Below are 12,263 nucleotides of genomic sequence, written 5' to 3' on the forward strand. Positions count from 1 at the left end.
GACCGGTGGACGGCACCGAGCCGTACGCTTGAACTGAGAAGGGGGAGGCCTCGCGGCCTCCCCCTTTTTGCGTTTACGGGCTTTTGTCTCACATAGTAGCTGTGTTTTATAACCCTCGTTTGTCGCATCTTCTGTGAACGGGCTACAATAACTTAGTCTGTGCGATATGGAGGTGAACATGGCTGAAGCTGGTATCGGCGTTGATATCGTCGAGATTTCCCGCATGAAATCAATTCTTGAAAAGACGCCGTCGTTTGCTCGGCGTGTGTTTACCGAAGAAGAGCGTGCGTATTGCGATGCGTCATCGCACCCCGTCGCTCACTATGCGAGCCGCTTTGCTTCGCGCGAGGCGGTGCTTAAAGCTCTCGGCACGGGTTTTAGTCAAGGCGTGGGTCGCAAGGATGTTTCGGTAACGCGTGATAAACTCGGCAAACCGAAGGCGCTGCTTTCGGGCCGTGCTCTCGAGATCGCTCAAGAACTGGGCGTTGTTGAGGTCGCTCTTTCCATTACGCTTACGGGAGACTTGGCCGTTGCGAATGCCATCGCGATTACCGAAGATGCTCGGCCTAAGCCAAAAGATGAAAAGGTGAGCACCAAGAAACGCGTTGCGCAGACATTTAAAGAGGCTCGCTCTGTTTTAGATGAGCTTGAGCAGCTGCAGAATTCAGCATTGACGGAGCACCTGGGCGATGCTTCGCAAGATACGCTAGGAGCATAGATGAAACCGGTTTTGAGTACCGAAGAAGTCGTTCGTCTCGAGGATATCATCGAACGTGAAGGGACTTCGAAGGCCGAGCTTATGGAGCTAGCGGGTGAGTTTGCCGCCAACGAGGTCTTGAAGCTCAATCCCGATCGGGTTCTCGTTCTGGTCGGTTTTGGTAATAATGGCGGCGACGGTTGGGTTGCCGCCGATATCCTGAGCCATAAGGGTGTGGACGTGGATATCGTTTCTCCGGTTGAACCGGATGAGATTCCTGCTGCTCTGGCACGTCATGTTGCTCGTCGTACTGCCGGCCGCGATGTGCACGTTTGCGTCGGCCCTTCGCGTGACGAACTCGAGGTTTTGATTGATAAGGCCGATGTTGTTGTCGATGCCATTTTTGGTACCGGTTTTCACGGGAATCTGCGTGCGCCGTTCTCCATCTGGATTCCTACGGTCAATGAATGCGCCGATTGTGTCGTATCCATTGATGTCCCCTCGGGCCTGAATGCCGAGACGGGCGTTGTTGATGACGACTGCATTCGTGCCGAGCATACGGTGACGATGATTGCGCCCAAGATTGGTTTGTATAGCGCTGATGGCCCTGAGTATGCTGGCGATTTGATCTGCGGCAATCTTTACGACCGTCTTGACGAGGTCATCGATGATGTCGACCACGCCGCTGAGATTGTCGAGCCCGGTGACTTAGTTGATTACTTTGCTCCACTTCCTACGAATATCGATAAGTATTCCCGTGGCTCTGTGCTTATTGTCGCCGGATCTGCGCAATATCCTGGTGCTGCCATTATGGCGGCCAAGTCTGCAGCTCGCGCGGGTGCTGGTTACGTGGCAGTCGCGGCTCCTGACGCCTGCGCCAATCTTATTCGCATGGCACTTCCTTCGATTCCCGTCTTTGCTATTCCGTCTGATTCCCGCGGCTCCTTTGGCGCCGCTGCGCGCATGACGGTGTGCGAGATTGCAAAGAAGTACAGCTGCGTACTGTGCGGTCCCGGTATGACGACGTCTGCCGGCGCTATGCAGGTGGTTTCGGGCTTGCTCGAGCTTGATGTACCGCTTATTTTGGATGCCGATGCACTCAACTGCCTTGCTAAGATTGCCATTGACGGTATTGATAGTAACCCCGAGATGTATCGTCGCGAGCAGCCGTTGGTTATGACGCCGCACTATCGTGAGCTTTCGCGTCTGGTTGCCGGTGACGAGGTGAACGACCTTGGTACCGCGATTGCAGCCGCGCAGAAGGTTGTCTGGGCTGCAGGCTCCGACAATCTGGTGGTCATTGCCAAGGGGCCGACGACGGCTATCTGTGGCGTTGAGCGTGTACTGCTGCCGCTCTCGGGTCCGGCTTCTCTGGCAACTGCCGGTTCGGGTGATGTTCTCGCGGGTATTTTGGCCGGCACGCTTGCCACCATGCGCGACGAGATGGATCGTTGGGAGTTGCTGTATTCGTACGCCGTCGCACTTCACAGCTACGCCGGTTTTGCCGCGGCGACGGAGTATGGTGAGAAGAGCGTCATCGCGACCGATCTTATCGACTTGATCGGTCCTGCCATGGAACTGGCGGCAAAGGATGCGCTCGAAGATCTGGGAATCATGGACGAAGGGTCGGATGACTAATCATGAATAAAGCCGATTTGACGCGCTGGTCCTGGGTCGAGATCGACCGCGGGGCGCTCCGTCGCAACACGAGGGCCTATAAGAACTTGCTGAATCCACGTCAGCGCCTGTGTTGCGTGGTCAAGGCCGATGCTTATGGTCATGGAGCTGTTGAGTGCGCCAAGATCATGTATTCGGCCGGTGCCGACATGTTTGCCGCGGCGACGGTTAACGAGGGCGTTGAGCTCCGACAGGGCGGGATTACGAAGCCCATCCTCATCCTAAGCGAGCCGCCTATCGAGGCCATTCCGACGTTGCTCGAGTTTGATATCATGCCTTCGGTCTATACGTCTGACTTTGCTCTTGCGTATGGCGAATGTGCCGTCGCGGCGGGCAAAGTGGGCAAGTATCATCTCGCCATCGAGACGGGCATGAATCGTATCGGCGTTCACTACACGCAGGTGCTCGACTTTGTCCGCGGTATAAATTTCCATCGCGGTATTCAGTGCGACGGCGTATTTACGCACTTCGCCACGGCCGATGAACCTTCGGGCTGGGACTACAAGCTGCAGTGTCAGCGCTTTACCGAGGCCGTTCAGGCCATTAAGGATGCGGGTTTTGAGTGCGGTATCGTGCACTGCGCCAACACGCCGTCCTCGATGCTCGACCCCTCGATGCATTTTGATATGATCCGCGCCGGCGTTGGCTTGTATGGCATGCAGCCGTGCGAGCTGAGCGGCCGCGTGATGCAGCTTGATCCCGTTATGAGCGTCCATGCGCGCGTGACGCGCGTGGCACACCCTGCGATGGGTGAGGGCGTGGGCTACAGTTTTACCTACCGCGTACCGCGTACGCGCGTTCAGATCTGCACGCTGCCGATCGGTTATGCCGACGGCCTATCGCGTACACTTTCCAATCGTATGGATGTGCTGTATCGCGGCGAGCGCGTGCATCAGGTTGGCAATATCTGCATGGACCAGTTTATGGTCGCCATTCAGTCCAACCCGGCACACGAGATTCCCGAGGCCGAGTATGGTGACGAGATGATCATTGTCGGCCGCGATGGCGATGCCGAGATCACTATGGACGAGATGGCCCGACTGCGCGGAACGATTAACTACGAGGTCGCCTGCGGCTTTGGCATGCGTCTCGACAAGGTCTACGTGTAGGAGCCGCTATGGGCGTCATGCACATCCCCGGCCATACCCATCAGGCACCACGTGAGGTTGTACTCGAGGAAATTGAGGCCGTTCTGGGCGATTGTCACCTCTGCCAGCTCTACCAGTCGCGTCACAATATCGTGTTTGGCGTGGGAAACCCCCGCGCTCGCGTGATGTTTATCGGTGAGGCGCCGGGCCGCAATGAGGATTTGCAGGGCGAGCCCTTTGTGGGGGCGGCAGGCGAGGACCTCAACGGCATTTTGTCGCTGGCGGGGCTCAAACGCGAAGACGTCTACATTGCCAACGTGCTTAAGTGCCGCCCTCCGGGAAACCGCAATCCGCGTCCCGAGGAAGTGCTGGCTTGCTCGCCGTTTTTGCGTGAGCAGATTCGAAGCATCTGGCCCGATATTATCGTGACGCTCGGCAACCCCGCGACGCACTTTGTGCTTAAGACCGAGATTGGCATTACTAAGCTGCGCGGCAGGTTCCACCAGATGGGGCATTTTGTAGTAATGCCCACGTTCCATCCGGCAGCAGCGCTACGCAATCCGGCGTGGCAGGAACTGCTGGAGGAAGACTTTAAGATGCTGGGCGACTATCTGGAGCGACATCCCGCACCAGAGGACGCCTCGGAATAATAAGGAGCATATATGTCCCTGGAGCGCCTGGGGGTAGGTACTTACAAAACGACTTGCGCTGCCGATACGGAGTACTTTGGCGAGCTAATTGCACCGTGCCTTGAGGACGGCGATGTGCTCATCCTGACCGGTGGCCTGGGGGTGGGCAAAACTCACTTTACCAAGGGCGTCTCGCGCGGGCTGGGCGATGGGCATATGGTTACGAGCCCTACGTTTGCGCTCATGGCCGTTCACGATCAAGGCCGTATTCCGCTGTTTCACTTTGATTTATACCGCCTGGAGCATGCCTACGAGCTCGAGGATACGGGCATTTTCGATGTGCTGGGCTATGAGGGTGCTTGCCTGCTGGAATGGGGCGAACAATTCCAAGACGAGCTGACGGATGAGTATCTTTCGGTGACGCTCAAGCGTGATGAGGGCGACAGCGATGTGCGAACGATAACGTTCGAGGCGCACGGTGACCGCGCAATGGAGCTTTCCCATTTGATTGATAAGGCTGTACAAGATGAGCTTGCATAACGACAACGCGCTGGTGGTGGCGCTCGATACCTCGACCGACATGCTTGCCTGCGCGGCAAGCTGGATTGATGGGCAGACGAGCGAGACGAAGCTCGTGAGTAGCGACCACATGTGTCGCCGTCACGCCAACGTTGAGCTCGTGAATACCGTTGATGGCGTGCTGGCTCAAGCCGGTCTGGATCGCAGCGATGTTGGTTGCTATGTGGTCGGCCGCGGCCCGGGGTCCTTTACGGGTGTGCGCATCGGCATCTCCACTGCCAAGGGCCTCGCGCGTGGTGCCAATGTTCCGCTGCTGGGCGTGTCGACGCTCGACGCTTGCGCTTGGACGGCGTGGAAGGCTGGCGTGCGCGGCAAGCTTGGTATCTTGGCCGATGCTATGCGCGGTGAGGTATATCCGGCGCTGTATATGCTGGTCGATGAGGGTCCCGAGCGTCAATTTGAGCGCGAACACGTGGTCAAGGCCGCCGTGGCGCTCGATGAGTGGCGCCAAGCAGCGGACTGGGACCAGGTTCAGCTGACCGGTGACGGTCTCGTGCGCTATGGCAAGCTGCTGGGTGAGGACGAGACCGCCCGCTGCGTGGAGCGCGACCTGTGGTGGCCTTCGGGCGAGGGCTTGCTGCTCGCGCACGCTGCGGGTGACGGCGATCCGGCTCGCGTCCTGCCGATTTACACGCGCCTTTCTGATGCCGAGGAAAACGAGCGCAAGCGTCTTGGTCTTGCCGAGAGTGCGCAGAGCGAAATTACGGGCGTTGCCGATGAGCTCGCCGGTCGTCATCTGCAGTTCCGTCCCATGGGCGCGGCGGATGCCGAGGGCGCGAGCGCGCTAGAGGCTACCTGCTTTGAAGGTGCCGGACACAAGGCGTGGACGCCGGGCATGTTCCTGTCCGAACTGGGCGAGGACGTCGCTGCGCCGCGTAGTTGGTGGGTGGCACACGACGACGGCAAGCTGCTGGGCCTTGCCGGCGGTATGGTCGTGGACGGTGATGTGCAGATTCTGGATGTCGCCGTCGACCCGGCACATCGCCGTGGGGGCATTGCCCGCAAGCTGCTGTCGCATGTGAGCTATGATGCCCAGATGCTCGGCTGCACCACGGCTTCGCTCGAGGTCGAGGACGGCAACGAGGGAGCGATCGCGCTTTATAACGCTCTGGGCTTTACCGAGGCTGGCCGTCGCCGCGGTTACTACGGTGTTGGCAAAGATGCCATCGTCATGACGGCTTCGCTGCCCCTGGTGCTTCCGGTCGACAATGCTTCGCCCGAGCCGACGGCGGCAGAGCAGCGCGTATGGCCGCTACCTGCGCCTAGGCGCTCCGAGGGGGAGCGTGCCGAAATTGAGCGCCGCCGCCTAGTGCTCGCTATCGAGAGTTCCTGTGACGAGACGGCCGTGGCGATTATCGATGCGGATGGCAATATGCTGGCCAACCAGGTGTCGACACAGATTGATTTTCATGCCCGCTTTGGCGGCGTGGTGCCCGAGATCGCCTCGCGCAAACACGTTGAGGTGATTGTGAGTGTCGTGGATGCGGCGCTCGAGGATGCCGCAGCATCGCTGGGCCTTACGGGCGGAGCCATTGCACCAAGTGAGCTTGCCGCCGTGGGCGTGACGCAGGGTCCGGGCCTGGTGGGCGCGCTCGTGGTTGGCGTCGCCTTCGCCAAGGGCTTTGCCTACGCTGCCGGTAAGCCGCTCATATGCGTCAACCATCTGGAGGGGCACCTGTTTGCCAACCTGCTGGCGCAACCCGACCTCAAACCGCCGTTTATCTTCACGCTTGTCTCGGGTGGGCACACCATGCTCGTGCACGTGAAGGCGTGGGGCGACTACGAGGTGCTCGGTGAGACGCTCGACGACGCTGTGGGCGAGGCCTTCGACAAGGTAGCCAAGGCGTTGGGTCTGGGCTATCCCGGTGGCCCCATCATTTCCAAGCTGGCCGAGACAGGCAATCCCCGCGCGATTGATTTCCCCCGTGCGCTCAACAGCAGGGGAGACTATCGTTTCTCGCTTTCGGGCCTTAAAACGGCCGTGACGCTCTACATCGAGCAGGAGACCAAGGCCGGGCGCACGATTCACCCGCCCGATCTGGCAGCTTCGTTTGAGGCAGCTGTCTTTGACGTGCAGTACAAGAAGGCCAAAAACGCATTGCACGCTACCGGATGCAAGGAATACTGCATCGGCGGCGGCGTCTCGGCCAACCCGCATCTGCGCGAGATGATGATCAAGAAGCTTGGGCGTCAGGGGATTCGCGTAACGGTGCCGCCCTTGTCTGCCTGTACCGATAACGCAGCCATGATCGCGGAGGTCGCTCGCCGTAAATTCGACCGAGGTGAAATCTCGCCGTTCGACGTCGACGCCGATCCAAACATGACGCTGTAGCTGGTACGGCGCGGTCCCCGGACGGAGGGGCCGGATATAAGGTTTCCTGCTCTACAGTCCTGCGCAAGACGAAGGCCACATTAAGTGGCCTTCTTTGCGTGCGGAACTCGCGATAAACCTTATATCCGGCCCCTCCGTCCGGGGACCTTTCTGTGTCGATATAGCTTCTGAGCTGGTTTGGCGTCGACAACGTCCAGCAAGGTTAACAAGCCAGCGTCGAATTTCCGGCGTTCTTTAGCTGAAAGAAAAAGTTGGCGTGCGGAGCTTTGCTCCGCATTTGGGATGGGAGCCCCTCGGGAGCGGGCGGGCGTATACAAGGTTTATCGCGAGTTCCGCACGAGCCGGAGAGCACTTAATGTGCTCTCCGTGCGAGCAGGACTGTAGAGCAGGAAACCTTGCATACGCCCGCCCGCTCCCGAGGGGCATCTCTCATGCAAAAACTGTCGTGGGGTAAAGTCCGAGGTCAGTGGCGTTTTATACCGAGAAATTCAAAAAAAGTTGAAAATTCATTACATATTTGCGTTGACTTTAGGTAACTAAAGTTTCATACTCCTTTTCAACCACTGGGGGATGTGAACACGCACGGATCGTTCGCATCATGATTGAAGAGGATTTCTTAGACATGTTCACGCATCAGCTAAACATTATCAGCGTAGTAATTATCTGATGCGGGTTAGCACATACAGCTAGCCCGTACGATAACGGGCGGCTGATGAAGATGAGGGCCGTCGAGCGCAACCGACGGCCCTCATTTTTTATGTCTAGGAAGTTCTTTTTAGAGGAGGAAATGTAATGAACGGAGTTTTGCTCATGGTTGTGGCCGCGGCGGTGCTCGCCTGCGGCTATCTGGGCTACGGCCGCTGGCTGGCCAACAAGTGGGGCGTTGACAAAGAGGCCCTCACGCCGGCCAAGCGCATGAAGGACGGCAACAGCTTCTCGCCCGTCTCCGCCTTCACCGCGTTCTCGCACCAGTTCAGCTCGATCTGCGGTGCTGGTCCTGTTACGGGTACGATCGTCGCCATGGCCTTTGGCTGGCTGCCCGTCGTGCTCTGGGTCCTCGTCGGCGGCATCTTCTTTGGTGCAGTCCACGACTTTGGTGCTCTGTACGCTTCGATGAAGAACAACGGCAAGTCGCTCGCTCAGCTCATCGAGAAGTACATCGGCAAGACCGGCCGTCGCCTGTTCCTGCTGTTCTGCTGGCTGTTCTGCATCATCGTCATCGCCGCCTTCACCGACATGGTCTGCAAGACGTTCATGTTCACCCCGGCCGTTGACGCTTCTGGTGCTGCTACCGGTGCCATCGACTTCACCAAGTCCTATGCCGCCGGCTGCGCTGGTACCATCTCCATCCTGTTCACCTTCGTCGCTATCGCCTTTGGTTGGGCCCAGAAGAAGTTCAACCTTACCGGTGCTGCCGAGTTCGTCACCGGCGTGGTCCTCATGGTCCTCATGTTCGCCGTCGGTATGCAGTTCCCGGTCTACCTGGATAAGTTCCAGTGGTTCGCCGTCGTCATGGTCTACCTGGTCTTCGCTGGCGCTATGCCCATCCAGATGCTCAAGACCCCGCGTGACTACCTCACTTCCATCATGATGATCGTCATGATCGTCTGCGCTGTCCTCGGCATCGTCGTCTTGGGCGTCAACGGTCAGGCTACTATCACCGCTCCGGTCTTCACCGGCTTCTCCACTGCCTCCGGCATGATGTTCCCGGTCCTGTTCGTCTCCGTCGCTTGCGGTGCTCTCTCCGGTTTCCACAGCCTCGTTTCTTCCGGCACCTCTTCTAAGCAGGTCGAGAAGGAGCAGGACGCCGTCAAGGTCGGTTACGGCGCCATGATCGTCGAGTCCTTCGTTGGCATCCTTGCCATCATCGTCGCCGGCATCATGTTCTCCGACATGAATACCGCCGGTACCGGCGCCCTCAACGCCGGCGTCGCTTCCACCCCGTTCCAGATCTTCGCCGCCGGCATCTCCCGCGGTATGCAGGCCTTCGGTGTTGACGGCACGCTCGCTACCGTCTTTATGACCATGAACGTCTCCGCTCTGGCCCTGACCTCGCTCGACGCCGTCGCCCGCATCGCCCGCACTTCGTTCTCCGAGTTCTTTGCCCAGACCAACGATGCCCTGGCCATCGAGTCCAAGGCCGGCTACATGAAGGTCCTCGGCAACCCCTGGTTCGCCACGGTCGTTACCCTGCTTCCCGGTCTCGCCCTCGCTTTTGGTGGCTATGCCAACATCTGGCCGCTCTTTGGTGCTTCCAACCAGCTGCTCGGCGGCATGACCATGATCACCCTCGCCGTGTTCTGCAAGTGTACCGGCCGCAAGGGCTGGATGCTCTACGTGCCCGTCGTCTTCCTGCTCTGCTGCACCTTCACCTCGCTGGTCCAGAGCGCCATGGGCTGCATGGCCGCTGTCCAGGCTTACGGCTTCTTCGGCACCATCCCGGCTACCGCCACCACGGCCGCCGTCTCCGTCGCCGCCACCAAGGGCCTGCAGCTCGTCTTCGCCGTCCTGCTGATGGTCCTGGGTCTCATCGTCGCCGTCAACTGCCTCAAGGAGTTCTTCGGCAAGGAGGCTGGCTCCATGCCCGACGAGGAGCCCGAGTGGTCCGAGATGGGCAAGGCCGAGTACGGCCGCGCCGCTGCCGCCGAGGCTCCTGTCGACGCCGAGGCTGCCAAGGCCTAGTCAGCTTGATGGGCTAGCCGTTCCATCCATATGACTCGGAAAGACCGGGTCCGCAACGACGCGGACTCGGTCTTTTTTCATGCAAAAGCGGGCGACGCCCGAGTGTTCTCGCAGATGTTTTGCGTGGATAAGGGCGCGCGTTGTACCATATAGACGTATATGTGTACATATGAAAGGGGCCCCGTGGCCAAGACGGTATATTCCGATAACCAAAATAATGTCGATGCCCTGGCTGAACGTCTGAGCAGCCAGACGTCGCTTTCTGCCGAGCGTGCCAAGCTGGTTGCCTACGACCTGCTCTGCCGCAAGGCGCTCAAGATTAAGTCGAGTGCGCTGGCGCAAATTTTCCGCTCCGTCGATAAGGAATGTGACACCAAGGCGATGCGCGATGAACTTATCGCGGCAAATATCGTGACCAAGATCGAGGGTAGCGGCATTAACGGGCGCCCGGCGTTCTATACCATCAATGCCGAGATCCGCGATGCCCAGGAGCAGCCTGCCGAGTCCGTCGAGGATTTTGTCGTCGAGGATTCCGCTGACGTGCCTGCTGTGGAAGAAACTGCTCCGCGTGAGCATGTCGATACTGATGAGTTGCTCGATGAGAACGTCGTGCGTGCCTTTACGGCCAAGGCAGGACGCGGCGGTTTTGGCGGGGGTGGCAAGCGCGATGCGCAGCGCCGCGCCCAGCAGGAGCGCTTCCGTCGCGCCGTTGCTCAAAAGGGTGAGACGGATGCTGAGGCCGTCGAGGAAAAGTCCGTCGGGATGCAGGAGCCGACTCGCACTCAAGAGCATGCTGAGATCCAGGAGCCCAAGCGTCGCCGCGGTGCCCACTTTAAGGCCGAGCAGCGAGGTATTGCATGCGAGGTCCAGGATTCCGTCGAGGCTGCTGACGCGTCCGATGAACCGGTCAAGAAGGCTCCGGGTTCATGCCGTCCCGGACGTGGTTTTGCGGGGCGCGCGTATCCCGTAAGGCGTCAGGAGAAGAGCGAACCGGCTTCGACCACTCAGGGCGAGAAGGACGAGAAGGCCGTTGAGCCGGTGGCTCGCGAGCAAAAGCCTGTTGAGCCGCAGCTTGAGGTTGATGCCGAGGCCAAGGGCCAGCAGCCTACTGATGAGCAGACGGAGCAGGGCGCGTCGAGCAAGCCTCGCCGCCGTCGCCATCGTGGGGGCCGCAGTTCCCATGCCGAGACTGCGGCCGAGAAGACCACGCCGCAGAACGAGGATGCGAAGGCCGAGGTTTCTTCGGGGCAGCCTAAGCGCCAGCCGGCGAAGGAGAGCAAGTCCGTTCGTCCGCAGAAGCAGGCGTCTATGCCGAAGCGCGAGCGCAATTCCCAAGGCGATTCTAAGCGCAAGTCTCAGAGGAAGCCGGAGTCTGCCGCAGCAGATACTGCTGCCCAGCAGCCCAAGTCGGCCGTTCACGGCGAGGCCTCGGCGTTTGCCCTTGCCCGCGTTTTAGGCAGGCAGCTGCTCAAAGTTGTCCCTACGCCCACGGCGCTCTCTAAGATCAAGGAGCAGCAGACACAGATCGTAAAGGTCGAGGGCAAGGACGGCAAAAAGGCTCCGCGGCGCACTCAGCACAACGAGATGTCCAACCGCAAGATTGCCGAGGAAATCGCAATCATCCAGGCTTGGATCGAGCAGAACCGAGGTGCCGATACGCCGGTTGCCTCGCGCCGCCAGCGTGCCTACCAGATCTTTAACGACGAGAAGGCTTTTGACGGCAAGCACGGTGAGCGCTTGATCAGGCGTATGACCGAAAAGGGCATCAGCATGCAGGCGATCAAGGTCGCCCCCAATCGCCCCGTGCACTTTACGGGCTTCTTTACGCTGGGCGCCGACAAGCCGTTCATTATGGTCGAGAACCTGGACACCTACGACGAGATCGTCAAGCTGCTGCGTGGCCGCAAGCACGCCAAGCTCTTTGGCATCAAGGTGGGCGGCGTGATTTTTGGCGGCGGATGCAAGGCGAGCGTCTCGCATGCCCTGGACGATTATCTGGCTGAGATTGGCTATCGCTTTAACTACGTCTACTACGTAGGCGATATCGATCGCGAGGGCGCGCGCATCGTCGAACAGGCTCGCAATGCCAATGTGGTTGAGATTCGCCTGCATGCCGGCATGTACCGCGCCATGCTCGCCGAGCATAAGCGTCGCGTGAAGGCCGGCGGCGAGTGCGAGCCCGCGGCTGCCAACCAGGGCGTGCCGCAGAACCTGGCAGCGACGATCAAGGATCTGCCCATGGTTACGCGCGTGCAGTTCCGCAACGTGCTACGTGAAGGCGGGCGCATTCCGCAGGAGATCCTGATGACCGCAGACTATCGGGATGGCGACTCGGGAAGCTTCGACCGCATGCTGAACAATTAGCTCCGCCGTTCTACCGAACGGCGGTCTTCTTGACGCTGCGAGGGGCCCTGGCACGGCAATCTGACGTTCAACTTCGGCGGCGCGACCAGAAGGTCAGCGCCGCCTTGTTTCACGTCACCTTGCCATACCAGGGCCCCTCTCGCTCATATGACCCAATCCGCTGTCAAGAGCCACAATGGCCCCGCCGACCGCTTGCAATCGGTCGGCGGGGCCTG

The 12,263-nt window shown here is 59.5% G+C and carries 8 protein-coding genes; all 8 read left to right on the forward strand.

The features are described 5' to 3' along the window. Positions 1-178 precede the first annotated feature (178 nt). Positions 179-718 (forward strand): holo-ACP synthase, encoded by a 540-nt coding sequence (gene acpS, locus ACESWY_RS10065; RefSeq protein WP_373094323.1) that lies wholly within the window; start codon positions 179-181, stop codon positions 716-718. Then, positions 719-2,335 (forward strand): NAD(P)H-hydrate dehydratase, encoded by a 1,617-nt coding sequence (locus ACESWY_RS10070; RefSeq protein WP_082222952.1) that lies wholly within the window; start codon positions 719-721, stop codon positions 2,333-2,335. Between the two features lie 2 nt (positions 2,336-2,337). Next, complete coding sequence (alr, locus tag ACESWY_RS10075; protein WP_373094326.1) at positions 2,338-3,483, forward strand: alanine racemase; 1,146 nt, start codon at positions 2,338-2,340, stop codon at positions 3,481-3,483. 8 nt (positions 3,484-3,491) lie between these two features. After that, on the forward strand, positions 3,492-4,112 hold the full coding sequence (locus ACESWY_RS10080) for a uracil-DNA glycosylase (protein ID WP_373094328.1): 621 nt from the start codon (positions 3,492-3,494) through the stop codon (positions 4,110-4,112). 12 nt (positions 4,113-4,124) lie between these two features. Next, a complete protein-coding gene (tsaE, locus tag ACESWY_RS10085) occupies positions 4,125-4,631 on the forward strand; it encodes a tRNA (adenosine(37)-N6)-threonylcarbamoyltransferase complex ATPase subunit type 1 TsaE (RefSeq protein ID WP_373094329.1) in 507 nt (168 codons plus the stop codon). Continuing rightward, positions 4,618-7,002, forward strand: coding sequence for a tRNA (adenosine(37)-N6)-threonylcarbamoyltransferase complex transferase subunit TsaD (gene tsaD, locus ACESWY_RS10090; RefSeq protein WP_373094331.1), 2,385 nt, complete (start codon positions 4,618-4,620; stop codon positions 7,000-7,002). The genes tsaE and tsaD overlap by 14 nt, the downstream gene beginning before the upstream one ends. 792 nt (positions 7,003-7,794) lie before the next feature. Next, positions 7,795-9,684, forward strand: coding sequence for a carbon starvation CstA family protein (locus ACESWY_RS10095; protein ID WP_373094333.1), 1,890 nt, complete (start codon positions 7,795-7,797; stop codon positions 9,682-9,684). A 183-nt stretch (positions 9,685-9,867) separates the two neighbouring features. Continuing rightward, the gene (locus ACESWY_RS10100) at positions 9,868-12,048 is read left to right on the forward strand and encodes a hypothetical protein (RefSeq protein WP_270226398.1); all 2,181 of its coding nucleotides are present in this window, start codon (positions 9,868-9,870) and stop codon (positions 12,046-12,048) included. Positions 12,049-12,263 lie beyond the last annotated feature (215 nt).

The sequence above is a fragment of the Collinsella aerofaciens ATCC 25986 genome, assembly GCF_964237925.1.
In the GTDB taxonomy this organism is placed as follows: domain Bacteria; phylum Actinomycetota; class Coriobacteriia; order Coriobacteriales; family Coriobacteriaceae; genus Collinsella; species Collinsella aerofaciens_BJ.

What these genes read in the sequence shown, in the direction of transcription:
- tsaE (WP_373094329.1), top strand. Translation starts at nt 4,125, where the DNA reads ATGTCCCTGGAGCGCCTGGGGGTAGGTACTTACAAAACGACTTGCGCT.
- acpS (WP_373094323.1), top strand. Translation starts at nt 179, where the DNA reads ATGGCTGAAGCTGGTATCGGCGTTGATATCGTCGAGATTTCCCGCATG.
- alr (WP_373094326.1), top strand. Translation starts at nt 2,338, where the DNA reads ATGAATAAAGCCGATTTGACGCGCTGGTCCTGGGTCGAGATCGACCGC.
- ACESWY_RS10080 (WP_373094328.1), top strand. Translation starts at nt 3,492, where the DNA reads ATGGGCGTCATGCACATCCCCGGCCATACCCATCAGGCACCACGTGAG.
- ACESWY_RS10095 (WP_373094333.1), top strand. Translation starts at nt 7,795, where the DNA reads ATGAACGGAGTTTTGCTCATGGTTGTGGCCGCGGCGGTGCTCGCCTGC.
- ACESWY_RS10070 (WP_082222952.1), top strand. Translation starts at nt 719, where the DNA reads ATGAAACCGGTTTTGAGTACCGAAGAAGTCGTTCGTCTCGAGGATATC.
- tsaD (WP_373094331.1), top strand. Translation starts at nt 4,618, where the DNA reads ATGAGCTTGCATAACGACAACGCGCTGGTGGTGGCGCTCGATACCTCG.